Source organism: Alishewanella aestuarii B11, assembly GCF_000280055.1.
GTDB lineage: Bacteria > Pseudomonadota > Gammaproteobacteria > Enterobacterales > Alteromonadaceae > Alishewanella > Alishewanella aestuarii.
The window spans coordinates 245,791-265,324 of sequence record NZ_ALAB01000027.1 but is presented as its reverse complement, the minus strand read 5'-3'; the positions used below and the strand labels follow the sequence as shown (position 1 = coordinate 265,324).

18 protein-coding genes are annotated in these 19,534 nt (G+C 52.4%); 10 read left to right on the top strand and 8 right to left on the bottom strand.

The genetic code is table 11. The features are described 5' to 3' along the window. On the bottom strand, positions 1-486 hold the full coding sequence (rraA, locus tag AEST_RS10800) for a ribonuclease E activity regulator RraA (protein ID WP_039925452.1): 486 nt from the start codon (positions 484-486) through the stop codon (positions 1-3). A 187-nt stretch (positions 487-673) separates the two neighbouring features. Here rraA and AEST_RS10795 point away from each other — a divergent pair, with 187 nt between their 5' ends. Next, entirely contained in the window at positions 674-1,198 is a 525-nt protein-coding gene (locus AEST_RS10795) for a phosphatase PAP2 family protein (RefSeq protein ID WP_008609037.1), read from the top strand. A gap of 10 nt (positions 1,199-1,208) precedes the next feature. Here AEST_RS10795 and AEST_RS10790 read toward each other — a convergent pair whose 3' ends face one another. The 5 genes from AEST_RS10790 to priA all read right to left on the bottom strand — a co-directional run bounded on the left by AEST_RS10790 (position 1,209) and on the right by priA (position 6,369). Further along, positions 1,209-1,580 carry a gamma-butyrobetaine hydroxylase family protein gene (locus AEST_RS10790; protein WP_008609036.1) on the bottom strand — a complete coding sequence of 124 codons (372 nt, stop codon included), beginning with the start codon at positions 1,578-1,580 and terminating at the stop codon, positions 1,209-1,211. Next, positions 1,580-2,911: an HslU--HslV peptidase ATPase subunit gene (hslU, locus tag AEST_RS10785; RefSeq protein ID WP_008609035.1), complete on the bottom strand. Its 1,332-nt coding sequence runs from the start codon at positions 2,909-2,911 to the stop codon at positions 1,580-1,582. The genes AEST_RS10790 and hslU overlap by 1 nt, the downstream gene beginning before the upstream one ends. An 11-nt stretch (positions 2,912-2,922) precedes the next feature. Beyond that, entirely contained in the window at positions 2,923-3,441 is a 519-nt protein-coding gene (hslV, locus tag AEST_RS10780) for an ATP-dependent protease subunit HslV (RefSeq protein ID WP_008609034.1), read from the bottom strand. A gap of 56 nt (positions 3,442-3,497) precedes the next feature. Beyond that, positions 3,498-4,055 (bottom strand): SPOR domain-containing protein, encoded by a 558-nt coding sequence (locus AEST_RS10775; RefSeq protein ID WP_008609033.1) that lies wholly within the window; start codon positions 4,053-4,055, stop codon positions 3,498-3,500. 127 nt (positions 4,056-4,182) lie between these two features. Further along, entirely contained in the window at positions 4,183-6,369 is a 2,187-nt protein-coding gene (priA, locus tag AEST_RS10770; protein WP_039925451.1) for a primosomal protein N', read from the bottom strand. Positions 6,370-6,568: 199 nt separating this feature from the next. Here priA and rpmE point away from each other — a divergent pair, with 199 nt between their 5' ends. Then, positions 6,569-6,781, top strand: a complete 213-nt coding sequence (gene rpmE / locus AEST_RS17040) for a 50S ribosomal protein L31 (RefSeq protein WP_008609030.1) — start codon at positions 6,569-6,571, stop codon at positions 6,779-6,781. Positions 6,782-6,873: 92 nt separating this feature from the next. On the opposite strand, the gene AEST_RS10765 is transcribed toward rpmE, so the two are convergent. Next, positions 6,874-7,776, bottom strand: a complete 903-nt coding sequence (locus AEST_RS10765; protein ID WP_008609029.1) for a tetratricopeptide repeat protein — start codon at positions 7,774-7,776, stop codon at positions 6,874-6,876. A gap of 447 nt (positions 7,777-8,223) precedes the next feature. Between AEST_RS10765 and AEST_RS10760 the strand changes: the two genes are divergently transcribed. Beyond that, positions 8,224-9,468 carry a malic enzyme-like NAD(P)-binding protein gene (locus AEST_RS10760; RefSeq protein WP_008609028.1) on the top strand — a complete coding sequence of 415 codons (1,245 nt, stop codon included), beginning with the start codon at positions 8,224-8,226 and terminating at the stop codon, positions 9,466-9,468. Positions 9,469-9,536: 68 nt separating this feature from the next. On the opposite strand, the gene metJ is transcribed toward AEST_RS10760, so the two are convergent. Next, positions 9,537-9,872 carry a met regulon transcriptional regulator MetJ gene (metJ, locus tag AEST_RS10755; protein ID WP_008609027.1) on the bottom strand — a complete coding sequence of 112 codons (336 nt, stop codon included), beginning with the start codon at positions 9,870-9,872 and terminating at the stop codon, positions 9,537-9,539. A gap of 180 nt (positions 9,873-10,052) precedes the next feature. On the opposite strand from metJ, the gene metB reads away from it, so the two are divergent. The 7 genes from metB to AEST_RS10720 all read left to right on the top strand — a co-directional run bounded on the left by metB (position 10,053) and on the right by AEST_RS10720 (position 19,531). Further along, positions 10,053-11,225, top strand: a complete 1,173-nt coding sequence (metB, locus tag AEST_RS10750) for a cystathionine gamma-synthase (RefSeq protein WP_008609026.1) — start codon at positions 10,053-10,055, stop codon at positions 11,223-11,225. An 11-nt stretch (positions 11,226-11,236) separates the two neighbouring features. Continuing rightward, positions 11,237-12,343, top strand: a complete 1,107-nt coding sequence (locus AEST_RS10745) for an aspartate kinase (protein ID WP_008609025.1) — start codon at positions 11,237-11,239, stop codon at positions 12,341-12,343. 149 nt (positions 12,344-12,492) lie between these two features. After that, positions 12,493-15,402: a ligand-binding sensor domain-containing diguanylate cyclase gene (locus AEST_RS10740; protein ID WP_008609024.1), complete on the top strand. Its 2,910-nt coding sequence runs from the start codon at positions 12,493-12,495 to the stop codon at positions 15,400-15,402. A 141-nt stretch (positions 15,403-15,543) separates the two neighbouring features. Beyond that, complete coding sequence (gene argC / locus AEST_RS10735; protein WP_008609023.1) at positions 15,544-16,572, top strand: N-acetyl-gamma-glutamyl-phosphate reductase; 1,029 nt, start codon at positions 15,544-15,546, stop codon at positions 16,570-16,572. Further along, complete coding sequence (gene argB / locus AEST_RS10730) at positions 16,569-17,333, top strand: acetylglutamate kinase (protein WP_008609022.1); 765 nt, start codon at positions 16,569-16,571, stop codon at positions 17,331-17,333. The genes argC and argB overlap by 4 nt, the downstream gene beginning before the upstream one ends. A 60-nt stretch (positions 17,334-17,393) precedes the next feature. Then, positions 17,394-18,308 carry an ornithine carbamoyltransferase gene (locus tag AEST_RS10725; RefSeq protein WP_008609021.1) on the top strand — a complete coding sequence of 305 codons (915 nt, stop codon included), beginning with the start codon at positions 17,394-17,396 and terminating at the stop codon, positions 18,306-18,308. An 8-nt stretch (positions 18,309-18,316) separates the two neighbouring features. Next, positions 18,317-19,531, top strand: coding sequence for an argininosuccinate synthase (locus AEST_RS10720; RefSeq protein WP_008609020.1), 1,215 nt, complete (start codon positions 18,317-18,319; stop codon positions 19,529-19,531). Positions 19,532-19,534: the final 3 nt, after the last annotated feature.

Below are 19,534 nucleotides of genomic sequence, written 5' to 3'. Positions count from 1 at the left end.
TTACTCAATATCCAGCGCTTCCGGCGATAAAATAATGCCAGTACTGTCAGCATACAGATGATCGCCCGGTAAAAAAGTTACACCGGCAAAATTCACCGGTACCTCGGTTTCACCAAAACCATTATCGTCAGCACCAATCGGAATGGCATTCACCGCCTGAATACCGATATCAAAGTCTTCCAGGGCATCCAGATCGCGCACACTGCCATAGCAAACAATGCCTTCCCAGCCATTGGTGGCCGCCAGCGAGGCCAGTTCGGCATCAATCAGCGCACGCCGGGCCGAGCCGCCGCCGTCAATCAGCAATACCTTGCCAATGCCATTATCAGCCAGTACCTGACGGATCAGGCCATTATCCTCAAAACATTTAACAGTATGGATTTGTCCGCCAAAGGAGCGGCGGCCGCCGTAGTTTGCAAAAATCGGTTCAACGACATCAACCTGATCCGCATACAGATCGCACAGTTCAGACGTATTATATTCCACGGTTAACTCCATACCAGAAGAAGGGGTGTGCTCAGTATAACCCGCTGACATATAAGCTCAAGCGGAACTTATCGCCTTTTGGCGCCAGCGCTGCAGCGGGCGGCAGCACTTTTAATCGTCGCTGTCATTTTTTCGTCATTAAGCTTGCTTAGTATCCGGTTAGTTATTGCACAACAGGATCACTGTCATGTTGCTAAAACGACTGGAATACTGGGACCATGCTTTTTTCTGCCGGCTATTCGCCAGGAGCTCCTCGCTGCTGTTGTCGCGCGGCAGTTACTGGATATCGAAAACGGCCGATGGTCCACTGTATTTATTACTGGTGCTACTGCTGCTGGTGCTTGAGGTAGCAGATAGTTGGCAGTTTACCCGGCTATTATTGCTGGCGTTTGCGATAGAGCTGCCGTTGTATCTGTTGTTAAAAAACACTATCCGGCGGATGCGACCGCAGCAGGCGGTCAGGCTGCACCCGGTGGTAGCGCATATCGTACCCTCTGATACCTTTAGCCTGCCATCCGGGCATACTGCTGCGGCCTTTGTGGTGGTAACAGCGGTTGCGCTCTGTTTTCCGGCCTGTTTCTGGTTAGTGTTACTGTGGGGGCTATTAGTTGGTTTGTCGCGCATTATGCTGGGTGTGCACTTTCCGCTGGATATCCTGGCTGGGATCAGCCTTGGCGTTGCCTCCTGCTACAGCGCAGCAAAGCTGCTCTGAGCAGGCGGTGTCACAGGCTTTTAATATTGATCAGGGGGTCGCGACTGGCATTGGCAGCTTTTAGCCGCGCCAGATATTGCTGCCATAGGGTTTCCTGCTGGCTGGCCAGTTGTTGCAGGTAGGCAAAACTATAGAGGCCGGTGTGATGGCCATCGTCAAACTGCAATTTTACCGCGTAATGACCAACAAGGGTGATGGCGCTGATCCCAACCTGCCGCTTATTGGCGACCAGCCGTGGTGTGCCATGGCCACGCACTTCGGCGGATGGCGAATGCACCCGCAGAAATTCCGCACTTAAACTCTGGCACTGCCCCGCGGCATCCAGCAGATCCAGGATCCGCCGTTGCCGGTGGTAATGCAGTTTTACCAGTGCTGTCGCCATTACAGAATAAACCGGCTCAGATCTTCATCCTGCACCAGGCTACCCAGATGCTGCTCAACATAGGCCGCATCAATGGCAATTTGTTGCCCGGTATGGTCGGCGGCATCGTAGGAAATTTCTTCCAGCAACCGCTCCATCACCGTATACAGCCGCCGGGCGCCGATATTTTCAGTGGTTTCATTAACCTGAAACGCCGCCGCAGCGATACGTTTAATGCCATCTTCGGTAAACTGAATTTGCACACCTTCAGTGGCCAGCATGGCACGCGCCTGCTCGGTTAATGACGCCTTGGGCTCCGTCAGAATACGCTCAAAATCGTCGGCGGTTAAGGCTTCCAGCTCGACGCGGATCGGTAACCGGCCTTGCAGTTCAGGCACCAGATCCGACGGCTTGCTCATCTGGAAGGCACCTGAGGCGATAAACAGGATATGGTCGGTTTTGACCATACCATGCTTGGTATTTACCGTGCAGCCTTCGATTAATGGCAGCAGGTCACGCTGTACACCTTCGCGTGACACGTCAGGGCCGCTGGTTTCGCCGCGCTTACAGATTTTGTCAATTTCATCCAAAAACACGATACCATTTTGCTCTACTGCCTCCAGCGCTTCGGCTTTCAGCTCTTCCGGATTGACCAGTTTGGCGGCCTCTTCTTCAATCAGCTGCTTAAAGGCATCTTTAATTTTCAACTTACGTTTTTTCTTTTTCTCACTGCCCAGGCTCTGGAACATGCTCTGCAATTGCGAGGTCATCTCTTCCATCCCCGGCGGCGCCATAATTTCTACGCCAATGGGCCCTTGTGACAGTTCCAGTTCGATTTCTTTGTCATCTAACTGGCCTTCACGCAGTTTTTTGCGGAAGATCTGCCGGGTATTAGAGTCGGTGCTGGCTTTTTCCGGCTCGCCCCAGGCGTCTTTGGGTTTGGGTAACAGCGCATCGAGGATCCGCTCTTCCGCGGCTTCTTCGGCCCGAAAGCGGTTTTTGGCAATGGCCTGTTCGCGAAACATCTTTACCGCGCTGTCTGTCAGATCACGGATAATGCTTTCCACTTCCTTACCGACATAGCCGACTTCGGTAAACTTGGTCGCTTCGACTTTAATAAAGGGCGCATTCGCCAGCTTGGCCAGGCGGCGGGCAATTTCGGTTTTACCGACACCGGTTGGGCCTATCATCAGAATATTTTTCGGCGTCACTTCCTGGCGCAGCGCTGGATCTAATTGCATGCGCCGCCAACGATTACGCAGCGCGATGGCGACAGCCCGTTTGGCTTTGTTCTGGCCGATAATATGGCGATCCAGTTCGTGGACTATTTCTCTTGGGGTCATATTAGACATGGGCTACCTGCTTACAATTCTTCGATAGTCTGGTGGTGATTGGTGTAGACACAGATATCACCGGCAATTTTCAGGCTTTTTTCCACGATATCGCGGGCGCTGAGCTCAGTATTTTGTAATAACGCGGTGGCGGCTGCCTGGGCAAAGGGGCCGCCACTGCCAATGGCAATTAAATCATGTTCTGGCTGCACCACATCACCATTCCCGGTGATAATCAGTGAGGTATTGGCATCGGCCACCGCCAACAGGGCTTCCAGCTTTCGCAGCATACGATCGGTACGCCAGTCTTTCGCCAGTTCAACGGCGGCGCGCATTAAGTGGCCCTGATGCATTTCCAGCTTGGCTTCGAAGCGTTCGAACAGCGTAAAGGCATCAGCGGTGCCGCCGGCAAAACCGGCCAGTACCTTATTGTGATAGAGGCGGCGAACCTTGCGGGCATTGCCCTTCATTACGGTATTACCCAGCGAGACCTGGCCATCACCACCGATGGCAACATGGCCATTGCGGCGAACAGAGACGATAGTAGTCATAAAAAAAGCCCTATGGCGAAAACATAGGGCTTAAGTAAGGGGGACAGCCGGATTTTTCAAGTCCAGTTACGGACCTGACAGGTATTAATCCCCATTTGCCGTAAGCGGTTCATATCGGCAGTGGCGGCCCGGCGCGATTCATAAGGGCCTACTACCACCCGGAACCAGACGCCGTTGCTGCCTTCGGTGCGTCTGACATCGGCAGTAATGCCGGCAAAGGCAATTTGTGCTTTCATCTGTTCAGCCTGGCCTTGCTGGCGGAAAGAGCCGCACTGTAACACTGCTGGCACGCTACGTTGCTGCTCGGGGACTTCGACCGTAATTTCACGGTTTTCCAATTCTTTAATATATTGGTAAGGCTCAGATTGCGGTTTGGGCGGTAACTCATCTTTCGCCGGCGCCTTAACCGGTGCCGCTGCAGGTTGACTGCTACTGACCGGTTGTTGCTTTAAAAACCACAGACCATAGACAAAGACGCTAAGTGTCAGCAAGGTAAGCGCAATCAGCAGCCAGGGCTTATTAGTGGCCGCCGGCGCCTTGGCGCGACTGCCTCTGGCCTGACCTTTAGCGGGTGCTTTCGGACGGGTGGCGCGCACATAATCTTTTTGTGGCATACGACTTATCAATTACCTGTTTTTCTAATCACACTGTATTCTACCCGGATCGGCAGAAAAGGAAATAACGCAGCTCCGATCTGTTACCAAAACAAACCGTGGCGCTGCAGTCAGTGGCTTGCGCGGCTTAATTTAAATCCAGCGCATCGACATCGAGCTGCCATTTGATTTTACGGCTCAGCGGCCATTGCGATACCTCTGCTAAAACCTGACTAAGCAGTTGATGCAGCAGCGGCCGTTGTGCGGCATAGAGGTGTAATTGCCAGCGGTATTTACCTGCCCGGCGTTCCAGCGGCGATAACAGAGGGCCGAGCTGTTGGACCTGAGGTTGCTGCTGACAGTAGCTGGCAACCTGCTGTAGCCACTGCTGGCAAAGCTCACTCTGATGGGCTTCTGCTCTGAATAGCGCCATATACTGACAGGGGGGTAACAGGGTTTGCTGGCGCTCCAGCAGGGCACTGCGGGCAAAGGCGGCATAACCGTTTAGCATGATGTCCTGCAGCAAGGCGTGTTCCGGATGTTGGGTTTGCAGTAACACCTTGCCTTTATCATGACCACGACCGGCCCGGCCGGCAACCTGGGTCAGCAACTGCCCCAGTTGCTCAGGAGCACGAAAGTCGGCGCTATACAGGGCGCCATCGACGTCGACAATCACCACCAGAGTAACAAAGGGGAAATGATGGCCTTTAGCCAGCATCTGGGTTCCCAAAATCAATCTGGGGCCAGGTTGCTGAATTTCGGCTAACAGGCTGGCGAAAGCACCTTTACGCCGGGTACTGTCACGGTCAAGCCGCGTTACCGGAACCTCTGGAAACAACACACTCAGATGCTCTTCCAGTTGCTCGGTACCTTGACCGACCGGCGCCAGCCGGGTACTGCCACAGCCGCCGCATTGTCGTGGTACGGCCCGGGTAGCACCGCAGTGATGGCAGACCAACTGCCGGCTATGTTTATGGTAAGTGGTAAAAGCACTACAACGCTGACATTCGGTCAACCAGCCGCAATCCTGACAGCTGAGAGCCGGTGCAAAACCGCGACGATTTAAGAACAGCATCACCTGTTTGCCCAGTTTCAGCTGTTGATGCATTTGTTGAATACTTTGTGCGGCCAGTCCGTATTGTAAAACCTGTTGCTTCAGATCAACCAGCTCCAGCTGCGGCATCGCCTGACCACTGGCGCGGGCTGTCAGTGTCAGCTTGGTAAAACGACCTTGCTGACAGTTATACAGTGACTCGAGACTCGGCGTGGCCGAGCCAAGCAGGATCGGACAACACTCCAGTGCTGCGCGCTTAATCGCCAGATCCCGGGCGTGATAACGAAAGCCGTCTTGCTGTTTTAGTGACAGGTCATGTTCCTCGTCAATAATAATCAGTCCGAGCTTGCGAAAAGGTAAAAACAGTGCCGAGCGGGTACCTATTACCACAGCTGCGCTGCCACTGGCCGCTTGCAGCCAGCAGTTAAGGCGTTCGCCGTCACTTAAATTTGAATGCCAGACCAGTACCGGGGCCCGGAAACGTTTGCTAAAGCGTTCCAGCGTTTGTGGGGTCAGGCCAATTTCCGGTAGCAATACCAGTATTTGCTGACCAAGCTCCAGCAGGGAGGGGATGAGCTGCAGGTAGACTTCGGTTTTGCCGGAGCCGGTGACACCTTCCAGCAAAAAGGGCCGGAAGCTGCCCTGGGCCTGATTAACAGCGGTTACTGCCAGAGCCTGATCGGCGGTTAATTGCAACGCAGGCTCGGCTAAGCCCCGATAGTGATAGGGCGCGATCTCGGTTTGGAACGACTCGACCAGCTCCTTGGCCATTAATTGCTTCAGCGCACTGCCGCTGTAGTGGCTTTTGACGGTCGCTTCATCCAGCGCTTGTGTTGTCAGGGCCTGCCACAGTTCTGCCTGTTTAGCCGAGCGCGAAAAGCTTTGCAGGTGAACGGCTTTACCGCTGTCGGTCAGTCGGTACGCACGGGGCAGGTAGTCAGCGAGTGGGCGGCCTTCACGCAACAGTGCGGGTAAGGCGGCTGTGAGGACCTCCCCCAGTGGATGGTGATAGTAATCTGCAGCGAAGCTAAGGAGTTGGCGCAGCAAAGCCGGCAAGACCGGCGTCTGATCGATCACGGCAAGCACCGGTTTAAGTTGTTGCTCACTGACGTCGGGTTTAACCGCTAATTGCCAGACAATCCCCACCAATTCGCGTTTACCAAAGGGCACCCGCACCCGGCAGCCTATGCTCACCTCAAGTTCAGGCGGTAACAGGTAATCAAAATGCTGGCGCAAGGGTACGGGCAGGGCAACACGGATCGCAGTCACAGCAGCTTCCATAGCAACAAAATCAGGCTTTAAGTTTAAGGAAGCGCGTGCGCCTTGCCAAGCAAAACAAAATTCTGTGCTTTTCCGGTTTTCTGGTTGCAACTTCAGCGGCTATCTATTAAGCTACGCGCCCTAAATTAACTGTAATTACGTATGGTGTCTGGCGATAAAAAATGCGACCAGATGGCGATACGGCCTAACGAGGTAACCCATGAAACCAGGTATCCACCCGGAATACAAAGAAATTACTGCAACCTGTACTTGCGGTAATACCTTCAAAACCCGTTCAGCTCTGTGCAAAGACATCCACTTGGACGTTTGCTCAGCTTGCCACCCGTTTTATACCGGTAAGCAGAAAGTGTTGGATGTTGGTGGTCGTGTTGACCGCTTCAAGAAGCGTTTCTCTGTACTGGGCAACCGTTAATCGGTACCAAGTACGAAAAAACCGGAGCCTGGCTCCGGTTTTTTATGCCCTATGCTCAGCGAGAGCATAGGTTTCAGCATTTGTTACTAGTTTTACTTGCCACCCGCCAGGGCTTCAGAAATTGAGCCAGAGCTGCTATCCGGGCGGATAACACCGCAGTTACTGCCACTTTGGTCGCAGCTGACGCCCCGGATCCGGCTTCCTACCGAGCGGCTGTCGTACTGTCCGGTGGCAGTTAACCTTCTGACAATGCCTTCCAGCATATTATTGGCCTGTAATGCCTGGCCTGTTACCCGGATCACTTCAATATTCTCGACTTGCCGTAATTCATCAACCAACGTCTGGTGTTGCTGATCAGCAGCGAGTAGAGCTGTCACTTCCTGCAAGTAAGGACGGGCGGATACCTGTCCGGCCAACACTAACTTCCGGTATAGCTCGGCGGCGCCCGGCAGATCCTGCTCGACACCGGCGCCATGTTGTTTTAACTGTGCCAACAGCAACATGGCACTGGCCAGTCGCTGCTCTGTGGCTAACTCCAGTAGATTAATCGCTTCCGGCAACTGGTCATCCTGCTCAGCCTGCAGCAGTTGTACCGCTTTAGCATATTGCGCCGGGGCATATTTTAGATCGACGGCCAGATCAAGCAAACGTTGCGACTCAGCAAGATCTTGTTCCAGCATAAAACCATTTCTAAGCCAGTCGGACATCAGAAAGACCGCCATAGCGTTGCGCTGGCGCACGCCCATCCGCAAATAACGAATGGCTTGCTCGTTACTTTGCTCCAGACCATCGCCGGTCGCGTGAGCCATTGCTACCAATGCTGCTGCATCACCGCTGCCGCTTCGCGCCAATCTGATCAGTCGGCGCAGTTCTTTACTGCAATCGGTATCGGCACATACCCGGTCATTATCCGCCGCGCTGGCATAACTGGTATTTGAATATAAAGTCAGGGATGCAGTGCTGCACAACAGGGCTGCTAAAAGTAGCGCTTTCATAAAACCTCTGGTTAAAAAACAGTTAATGGTGTCGATTTTAGCTACATACGGCTGAGGGTCAAGTTTTGGTCAGAAGCAGATTGTAAACAAGTGTGTCGGTTAACATAATGTGAGCAACTGGCGCAGCCAAATTTGCGTTCCATTCCAGGTTTGAGTAACTGCGCTCACCCGTTAAATCCTTCGTCAGCGCCTGGTCAGCGGAACACAGCGCAGATAATTGGATGTCCAGAACTCTTGGCGGCTGAGCATTTTCTTGTTATAACTGGTTACGAATTATACCAAAGTCGTAATGACGTTACTGCCTTAGTCTGGTACGTCCAGCACGATTTCAGTGTTTTTCCAGATCAGAGCTCATTAGAATGAGCCGACCACCGGCCCGCTGTATAACAAAAAACCTATAAATTAGTGCCGTAGTCTGTACCTACACTTACTCAGGAAAAAATTGGAATGTCAGATTTCAGAGAACAAGCGCTGCGTTATCATGCAGAACCTCGCCCAGGGAAAATCAGTATCGAAATCAGTAAAGCTGCCGAAACCGTTACCGATCTGGCACTGGCTTACAGCCCCGGTGTGGCTGAACCGGTGCGTGAAATTGCCGCTGATCCGGACAACATTTACAAATACACCGCCAAAGGCAATATGGTCGCCGTAATCTCTAACGGCACGGCGATCCTGGGGTTAGGTAACCTGGGCCATCTGGCGTCAAAACCGGTAATGGAAGGTAAGGCGCTGCTATTCAAACGTTTTGCCGGCCTGGATTCAATTGATATTGAAGTATCGCACCGCACTACTGAAGAATTTATTACCACGGTCGCCAATATTGCTGACACCTTTGGTGGTATTAACCTGGAGGATATCAAGGCGCCGGAGTGCTTTGAGATTGAGCAGGAACTGATTAAGCGCTGTAATATCCCGGTATTCCATGATGACCAGCACGGTACCGCTATTGTCACTGCTGCCGGCCTGTTAAACGCGCTGGAGATCCAGGGTAAAGATATCCGCAAAGCCATTATTGTTTGTATGGGTGCCGGCGCGGCTGCCATTGCCTGTATGGAGCTGCTGATCAAGTGCGGCGCCATGCGTGAGCATATCTATATGCTTGATACCAAGGGGGTGATCCATACCCGGCGTGAAGATCTGAACCAGTACAAGCAACTGTGCGCGAACAATACCGATAAAAGGACCCTGGAAGATGCGCTGCAGGGGGCTGACGTCTTCGTTGGTGTTTCTGGCCCCGATGTCCTGCCGCCGGCAGCATTAAGCCTGATGGCGGATAAGCCGGTGATCTTTGCCTGTTCCAACCCGGATCCAGAGATTAAACCTGAACTGGCGCACGCCGAACGTGGTGATTTGATTATGGCTACCGGACGCTCGGATTATCCGAATCAGGTGAATAACGTGCTGTGCTTCCCCTTTATTTTCCGTGGTGCATTGGATGTGCGCGCCAGTGTGATTAATGATGAGATGAAGCTGGCAGCCGTGCAGGCGATCCGGGCTATTGCCAAGGAGCCGGTACCGCAGGAAGTGCTATTGGCGGCTAAAGTTAGTAGTCTGGAGTTTGGTAAAGGCTACATTATTCCGAAGCCTATGGATCCCCGGTTATTACCACGGGTCGCCCGTGCGGTAGCTGAAGCGGCAGTCAGCTCAGGGGTAGCCAGGATCCCGATGCCGGCAGCCTACTTTGATGCCTGAGAGTATGATTGCCAGTAAATAAAAAACCGCCGAAAGGCGGTTTTTTATTGCGAATCGGTTAGCGTTATTTATTCTTCATCGCTGTCGGCTTCGATAATCACCGGAATTTCTTTACCCATGCTGGTCAGGATTTGTCTGACTTCAGCCGGGATTTGATGTGGATTATCTTTACGCAAGTCGTCGTCTGCCGGTAGCGGCTGACCGGTAAAAGCATGCAGGAAAGCTTCGCACAGTAACTCACTGTTAGTGGCATGCCGCAGATTATTGACCTGGCGGCGGGTACGTTCATCGGTTAAAACTTTTAAAACATTCAGCGGTATCGAGACGGTAATTTTTTTAACTTGTTCTGATTTTTTACCGTGTTCTGCATAGGGGTGAATATATTCACCATTCCACTTAGCCATAAGGGATCCCTTGTCGTTAATTTTTGTTTTGCAGCGTAGCGCAAAACGGGAATTCTACTGCTTTCTGTCGGTGAGTCAAATAGTGTGCAACAAATAAAGATTATAGACGGCTAAATGGTTTGACTTCCAGTTAATAATGAATATACTTTTAGACGTCTAAACATCTAAAAGAGTTAAAGCATGAGTCATCGCCATCCCGCTACGATTAGCGCCCGGGCAGGTATCGCTGAAGATACCGCCTTCGGTGCGATCACGCCGCCCCTTTACCTGACCTCGACTTATCAGTTGCCGGCCTTTGGTCAGCCCGGTCCTTATGATTATTCGCGCTCGAATAATCCTACCCGCGATATTCTCGGTGAAGCCCTGGCGGAGCTGGAAGGTGGTGCCAAAGCCATTGTTAGCAATACCGGAATGTCGGCGTGTCTGTTAGCGCTGCAGTTATTGACGCCGGCTGATACCTTGGTGATACCGCATGATTGCTATGGTGGCAGCTACCGTCTTTTTACTAATCTGGCGCAGAAGAAGCAGGCGTTCAAGCTGGTGATTGTCAATTTCCAACAGCCGGATTGGCCTGAACAGATTAAGCGGGCGGCACCGGCGATGATCTGGCTGGAAACACCAAGCAACCCCTTGCTGCAAATCACTGATATTGCTGCGGTGTGTCAGCTGGCGAAAAGTCTGACTGCAAAGGTCGTGGTAGATAACACCTTCCTGTCGCCGGCATTACAGCGGCCGTTGGCACTGGGGGCCGATCTGGTGGTGCATTCGACCACCAAGTTTATTAATGGCCACAGCGATGTGATTGGTGGTGCGGTGATCTGTAAAACGCAAGCCTGCGGTGACGAGTTGAAATGGTGGGCGAACTGCCTTGGCCTCACAGCAGGCGCTTTTGATAGTTATTTAACCTTACGTGGTTTGCGGACTCTGACCCCTCGCTTGCAGTTGCAGCAGCAGAATACCGCCGAGGTGGTGGCCTTTCTGCAACAACACCCGCTGATTGGTAAGGTGTACTATCCCGGCCTGGTGGATCATCCCGGCCATCAGATTGCTAAGCGCCAGCAATCTGGCTTCGGCGCCATGTGCAGCTTCGAGTTAAGCGCCCCGCCAGCCTTACTGACCACCTTTTTCAGTAACTTACGCTACTTCACGCTGGCGCAGTCTTTAGGCGGGACGGAAAGTTTGATTTGTCATCCTGCGACCATGACCCATGCCTCTATGGACGCAGCGGCCCAGGCCACTGCCGGGATAGGGGCAACACTGATTCGGGCGTCGGTTGGTATTGAATTAGCCCAGGATCTTATTGCCGATTTAGCTCTGGCACTGGATGCCGTGGCTGCGGTACAACAGCAGTAAGTGGAAGTAGCATGAGTGATTTTAAGCAAGTAAAATCGGGTGTCGCAGCGCCTTTGACAACGCTCAATATCGTGGTCGCCGGTACCGGTAAGGTCGGCGCCGAATTTTTACGATTACTGGCATCGCAGCAACAACGCTTTGCCGGCCAGATCAGACTTAATCTTTGCGCTATCCTGAACTCGCGCCAAGCCTTACTCAGCGATACCATCGAGAGTCAGGCTTGGTCCAGTGCTTTTAGCGATGCCAAGCCTTATCAGCAGGCAAGTTTAGTTGCCTATCTGGCAGCACTGCCCAGCCCCAAGGTATTGATTGATATCACACCCAGTCAGGACTTTGCCAGGCTCTATCCGGCCTTTATCGCCGCAGGTTGTCATCTGATCAGTGCCAATAAACAAGGTGTTACCTTGCCGGGTTCTGAATATCAGCAGATCCTGCAGGCATTGGAGCTTAGTAGTTTACGCTGGTTGAGTAACACCACCGTCGGTGCCGGGATCCCGGTACAGCGGGTGATGCAGGAGTTATTACAAAGTGGCGATCAGATCCGCGAGGTGAGCGGGGTATTTTCTGGTACGCTATCCTGGTTATTGTGTCAGTATGATGGTACTACAGCCTTTTCTGAACTGGTGTTACAAGCACAGCAGCTGGGCTATACCGAACCAGATCCACGCGATGATCTTTCTGGTAAAGATGTCCAGCGTAAGCTGCTGGTATTGGCTCGTGAGCTGGGTGCAGAGTTAGAATTAGCGGATATTGAGCTGGAACCACTGTTACCTGCCGGGTTAGCAGACGGTGATCTGGCCGGATTTTGGCGTCAGCGTCAGCAATTGGATCTGATGCTGGCTGAGGCTTATGCTAAGGCAACTGCCGGAAATAAGGTGCTGCGTTACGCCGCCAGTCTGCGCTTAGCTGACGGGCAGGTACAGGCCAGTGTCCGTTTAGTTGCTGTGGACAACAAGGCGCCGCTGGCTGCATTGGCACCCTGTGACAATATCTTTGTTATCACATCTGACTGGTATCAGCAGAACCCGCTGGTGCTGAAAGGTCCGGGCGCCGGCCTGTTGGTAACGGCCGGTGGTTTGCATGCAGACTTAGCGGAGTTAGTGAAGTCTGTTCGTTAGTCTAAGGCGTGTTAATCTTTGCGGAAAAAACAAGCAGCGAACGTCAACACGCCCTAAATGCTGGTATGACTTGGCAATTAAGCTAAAACTCAGGTAATCTGAGCATAACGGCAGTATTGCCTGCTGCAACGGATGAATGGATTATCTGCATGCCATTATTGCACCTGTGTTGCTGGTTGTTGTGCATCTTTCTGGCCATCGCGCCCGGCGCTGGCGCTACCCCTGCCAAATTTCATTCCGAGCCCGGCCCGGTGCCGGCGCTGGATAATTATTTTAAAGAAAGCCTGAATACCCGAGATGGCTTACCCCACAACACCATTAATGCGCTGGCTCAGACCGCAGATGGCTATTTATGGTTTGGCACTTGGGAAGGTGTCGCGCGTTACAATGGCCGCGAATTCAAAATTTTTGACCGTAGTCCGGAAACTGGCTTACCGGATGTCGGGGTCAGAACTTTCCATGTCGATTGGCAGCAAGATCTTTGGATTGCCGGTTCCCGCGGCGGATTAGTCAAAGTTAGCAATGGTGTCTGGCACGCCTATCCGCCGCTGGGGGTACTGATTAACCGGGTGCTGCTGGATAGTCAGCGTCGATTGTGGATCGCCACTGAAGGTAAAGGCTTGTATTTGCAGGATGAAGCTGGCCAGCGCCGGGTCTGGCACCGGGCTGATGGCTTGCCCTCAGAGCAGGTACATAGTTTACTGGAAGACGCGACTGGCCGGATTTGGGTAGGTACCTCGGATGGGCTGGTATTCCTGGATCCGGATCTGCAGATCCAACAGGTTGCTTCCGCCGAGTTACAACGTACCCCGGTATTTGCGCTACTTGAGCGGCAGCATGAATTATTGGTCGGTACTGAGCGCGGACTTTTTGCACTGAGCGACCCGCAGGCTCAGCCGCTATCCTTATTGGCCAATGTGCCGGTTTCGTCATTATTGCCACAAGGCCCGGATATTTTATGGATCGGTACCGTTGATCGGGGATTATTCCGGCAAGCCCGTGGCGTGACCGAGCAGCTGGATATCCGCCAGGGCTTACCGAATAACAGGGTACTGGCGCTGTTACTGGATAAAGAGAATAGTATCTGGGTTGGCACTAACGGCGGTGTATTCCGCTTGCGTGATGCTCCTTTCAGTACCTTTACTACCGAGCAGGGCCTGGCCAGTAACTTTGTCCGGACTGTGTTATCGCATTCCGATGGCTGTCTGTACATTGGCAGCAGCGGCGGATTAAATCGTTACTGCGATGGCAAATTAAGCCGCTTAGATTTAAGTACTGTCAGTGTCGGTCAGTCAGTATTGAGCCTGGCCGAGGGGCCTGATGGCAGTTTGTGGGCCGGTACCTATGCCGATGGCCTGGTCCAGCTTCGCGACGACAAGGTCGTACAACATTTTCATGCTGACAACCGCTTGCCGGCGAACGAGGTGCGGGCGGTATTGCCGCTGGCAGATGGCAGTGTCTGGGTTGGTACGGCGCTTGGAGCTGTCTGGCTGAGCGCTGCCGGTGATAAGCTGTATGGCCGGGAACAGGGCCTGCCCAGCCCCTTTATAATGGGGCTGTATCAGAGTTCCGATCAGCGGATCTTTATTGGTAGCGGGGCCGGTGTTGCAGTGCTGTCTGCAACAGGTGAGTTGCAGCGTTTAGATCTGAGTCGTTTCGATGACGCTGATTACGCCTTTGGTTTTGCCGAAGATAAAGAAGCTGGCTTATTGTGGATGAGTACCGATCGTGGGTTACTGGCATATCACTTACAGACCGATAAAATCAGCATGATAGGCCGGGCGCAGGGCATGCCGTTTGATAAGTTATTCCAGTTGGTATTAGACCAACAAGGGCATTTCTGGGTTAGCAGTAATCGCGGTGTATTAAGGCTAAACCGGCAGCAAGCGCTGGAAATCGTTAACGGACAGCGGGGCTGGATTGATATTGAGTTATATGGCGAGAGTGATGGCATGGCCAGTGCTCAGGCCAATGGTGGCTCCGCCAAAGCTGCAACGGTGCACCATGATGGTTCGGTTTGGATCGCGACCTCCATGGGCGTTAGCCGGGTGCAGCCAGAGCGCTTGCAACAATTCGCGCGGCTAACCCCTCCCGTCGTTGTTGAAGAGCTAATTGTCGATGGAGAGTCGCTGGCACTGCGGCAAACGCACCGGCTGGCTCCGGGTACAAACCGTATTGAGTTTCAATATGCCGGTTTGGGTTATGTGATGTCGCAACGGATCCAATACCGCACTCTGCTGGAAGGCTTTGATAGTCAGTGGGTAAACCGTGGCGCCGCCATCAGTGCTGAGTACACCAACTTACCACCGGGATCCTACCGTTTCCGGGTTGCTGCTGCTTATCCCGGTGGTGACTGGAGTAAAAATGAGGCGATTGTTGAGTTCACCTTACTGCCCCAACTGTGGCAGCGCGGCGGTTTTCAACTCTTGTTATTAGTATTGTTGGCTGGCAGTCTGTTTTTGGCGATCCGCTGGCGCCTGAGCAGCCTGCGTCACAGCGAGCTGCGCTTGCGTAAGCTGGTCGCTGAGCAGACCTCAGAGTTACAGTTATTAGCCAGACAGGATGCGCTAACGGGCCTGGCAAACCGTCGTGCTTTTGATGAAGCCCTACAACACGAATATCTGCGTTCACAGCGCTACCAGACAACCTTATGTTTGGCGTTGCTGGATGTGGACCATTTTAAGCGGGTTAATGATCAATTATCGCACGCGGTCGGTGATGAGGTGTTAAAGCGGGTTGCGGCAGTATTGCAACAACAAAGCCGTAGCATCGACTTACTGGCCAGGTGGGGCGGTGAAGAATTTGCCATGCTATTACCTGTTACCAGTTTGCAGGATGCGGCAGAAGTCTGTGAACGCCTGAGGCAAAAAATCGAGAAAATGGATTTATCCGATATTGCCAGCGACCTTAGGATCACCATTAGTATTGGCTTAACCAGTAACCACAAGTTAGATCTATCGCAATTATTGTTGAATGCTGACCATGCACTTTATCAGGCAAAACGCGAGGGGCGGAACAAATTGGTACTGGCCGATCTGCCACAACAGACTGCTTCCTGAGCAGGTCCCAGCTTGCAGTTTTCGTATAAAAATTCAAAAAAACAGCATAATAATTCTTGATTATGCATATCCATCCCACTACACTAGGCGCCAGTTTGTGCTATAACTGGTAGCCTGTGTTTTAGTTAGTAAGAGTATTTCATGTCTGATATTTCAAAATCCCCGAAAATCCGCAGTGCGGTATTAGGCGCCGCTGGTTACAGTGGTGCAGAGCTCTGTGCCTTACTTAGCGCAAACCCTTATTTTGAACTCAGTTATGCTTTCGCTTCTGGCGGCCGCGATCCTGAACCGCTGGCCAGCTTATATCCGCGTTTTGCCCGTCAAGTCGATATTCTGGTGGAACCCTGGCAGGATAGCCTGATCCCTGAGCTGGATATCGAGGTAGCATTTCTGGCATTACCGCATGAGGCCAGTGAAGAGGTGGCTCCTAAACTGCTGGCCAAAGGGATTAAGGTGTTTGACCTGTCCGGCGCCTTTCGCTTAAAGCAGCCAGAGCTGTATCCGCAGTACTATGGCTATGTCCATCAGCATCCGGAATTACTCGAGCAAGCCGTCTATTCGTTAATGGAATGGCAAACTGAGCCGCTGGGTGATCTGGTCTCGGTACCCGGCTGTTATCCTACCGCTTGTTCACTGGCGTTATTACCGGTATTAAAGGCCGGTCTGGTTGCGGCGGATTGTATCCCGGTGATCAGCGCGACCAGCGGTGTATCGGGCGCAGGCCGTAAAGCCAGCCTGACCACCTCTTTCTGCGAAGTCGGCCTGAATGCCTATGGTTTCTTCAAGCATCGTCACCGGCCGGAGATTGAGCAGAACCTTGGCCGTAAAGTGGTATTCACCCCCCATCTGGGTAATTTTAAACGTGGCATTCTGGCCACCTGTGTGGTGAACCTGAACCCTGGTGTCAGTGCGGAGCAGGTCAAGTCGGCCTTTACCCAGGCCTATACCAGTAAACCGCTGATCCGCTTTACCGATAAATCCCCTAATGTGGCTGATGTTGCCGGCACTCCGTTCTGTGACCTTTACTGGCAACAGGATGGTGAACAACTGGTGATTATGTCGGCGATCGACAACCTGTTAAAAGGCGCGGCAGCACAGGCCATGCAAGCAGCGAACGTACGTTTTGGCAAACCGGAAACGGCCGGTTTATTTGCAGGAGCTGTCGCATGAAGCCCGTGGTATTAAAAATGGGCGGCCGCCTGTTACAAGACAGAGCGGCGCTGGATGCCTTGTTAGCGGTATGTGCCAACATTAAACAGCAGCGACCGGTGGTGCTGGTGCATGGTGGCGGTGACCAGGTTGATCAGTGGCTGGCGAAATTTGGTTTTAGTACCGAAAAAATTGATGGTCAGCGGGTGTCACCGGCTGAGCAAATGCCAGTGATAACCGGTGCCTTGGATGGTGCTGTCAATGCCGAAATGGTCAGCCGCGCGATATTAGCGGGTTTAAACCCCGTTGGTTTGAATTTGTCAGCCGGTAACAGCTGTCAGTTTAGTGTTAACACTAAACTGGGGGCGGTAGGTATCGCAAAGCCAGCTGAGCCGACCTTACTTAACCTGTTATTACAGCAAGGCTTTACCCCGGTATTTAGCTCTATTGGTATAGGTGCCGAGGGGCAGTTATTAAATGTAAATGCGGATCTGGCTGCAGCGGCGATTTGTCAGCTGGTTAAGGGCCAACTGGTATTACTGACCGATGTGCCGGGCATTTTAGATGCCCAGATGCAACTGATCCCAACCTTAAGCACGACGCAAGCGGCAGAGTTGGTGACACAGGGAGTGATCAAGGGCGGCATGAAAGTCAAACTGGATGCGGCGCTGGAAACAGCTGCGGCACTTAAAAGCAATATCGTTGTCGCCGGCTGGCAGCATCCGGAAGATTTACAAAACCTGATGCAGGATAAGCCAGTCGGCACCTGCATTATGTATTAACCTCAGGGCGCAGCTTAGCGCCACAGTATAAGGAAACCGCTTAGCGGATACGTGTGTTTTATGAGTAAATTAACCCAGCTGCTGTGTTTAGCTGAACTGGATCAGACACAACTTAAGGCGCTGCTCGAGTTAGCGCTGAATATCAAACAAAACCCGCAGGATTACCAGCAGGCATTAAAGGGCCGCAGCATTGCGCTGTTGTTTGAAAAGCCCTCGCTGCGTACCCGTGTCAGTTTCGATGTTGGTATTTACAAACTCGGTGGCCACAGTGTCTATCTGGATCAGCAAAACGGTGCCATGGGCGTGCGTGAGTCGGTAGAGGATTTTGGCAGCAATCTGGCTTGCTGGACCGATGCGATAGTGGCACGGGTTTACTCGCAAAAAACGCTGGTACAGCTGGCGCTAAGCAGTAAAAAACCGGTGATTAATGCGCTGAGTGATCTCTATCATCCGTGTCAGGCACTGGCCGATTTACTGACCTTAAAAGAGCAATATGGTGACCTGAGTAAAGTGCATCTGGCCTTTGTTGGCGATGGCAATAATGTCTGTCATTCGTTGATGTTGGGCGCCGCCATTATGGGCATGGATCTGACAGTCGTGACGCCACAGGGCTTTGGTCCTGATGCCCATGTACTGTTAAAGGCACAGGAGCTGGCACAGCATAGCGGCGCCAAGCTGACACTCAGTCAGCATTTGTCGTCAGCCGCCGGTGCGGATGCGATCTATACCGATACCTGGGTGTCGATGGGGAATAAAGCCGATCCGGCGCAGGTACAACGTATTTTTGCACCTTATCAAATTAATACTGCCGCCATGCAACGGTTGGCAGTAAAACATTTTATGCACTGTTTGCCGGCACATCGCGGTCAGGAAGTGACCAGCGAGGTGCTGGACAGTGAATTTTCTCTGGCATTGCAGCAGGCGGAAAACCGGATGCATGCGCAAAATGCTGTGTTAGTCAGTTTATTTAGTTGAGGTTGGTAATGAGCGTAAAGAATGTTAAAAAAGTGGTACTGGCTTATTCTGGCGGTTTAGATACCTCGGCCATTGTACCCTGGTTAAAAGATAACTATGACTGTGAAGTCATCGCTTTCGTCGCCAATGTTGGCCAAGGCGATGAAGAGCTGGCCGGCGTAGAGCAGAAGGCCATTAATTCGGGTGCCAGCAGCTGCTATGTTGTTGACTTGCGCGAAGAGCTGGTAAACGAAGTGATTTTCCCAACTTTAAAAACCGGCGCCGTCTATGAAGGCCAGTATTTGCTTGGCACCTCAATGGCGCGGCCAGTGATTGCCCGTGCTCAGGTCAAACTGGCACTGGAGCTGGGCGCCGATGCGCTCTGTCATGGTTGTACCGGTAAAGGTAATGATCAGGTGCGGTTTGAAGGTGCTTTTGCTGCTCTGGCACCGCAGTTAAAAGTTATCGCGCCCTGGCGGGAGTGGGAGTTTAACTCCCGGCAATCGCTGTTAAATTATCTGGCCGAGAAGAAGATCCCAACCACGGCTTCTGCCACTAAAATCTACAGCCGCGATGCTAACCTGTGGCATATTTCGCATGAAGGCGGCGAAATTGAAAATCCATGGAATGAGCCATCTGACCAAATCTGGATGTGGACCAAATCTCCGGAGCAGGCGCCGGATAAAGCCGAATATGTAGAGTTGAGCTTCGAAGCCGGTGAGCTGAAAAAGGTTAATGGCCAGGCCATGAATGGGGTGGCAGCTATTGAGCTGTTAAATGCCGTTGGCTCCGAGCATGGTGTTGGCCGGATTGATATCGTCGAAAACCGGTTAGTTGGTATGAAGTCCCGTGGCTGTTATGAAACACCAGGCGGTACCATTATTCTGGCGGCACTAAAAGGCCTGGAAGCGCTGGTTTATGACCGCACCTCACTAAAATATCGCGAAGAGGTTGGGTTGGAATTTGCCCAGCTGGTCTATGATGGCCGTTGGTTTACACCGTTAAAAGACGCCTTACTGGCCGCTGCCACCTCCTTAGCGGCGCAGCTGACCGGTGATGTAGTGGTCAAGTTGTATAAAGGTAATGTCACTGTGGCCAAACGTCGCTCGCCGAATAGTTTGTACTCTGAAGCTTTTGCTACCTTTGAAGGTGATGAAGTCTATAACCAGAAAGATGCTGAAGGCTTTATCCGGTTGTACAGTCTGGCCAGCCGGATCCGGGCGCTGCACGCGAAGAAGGATTAAGTT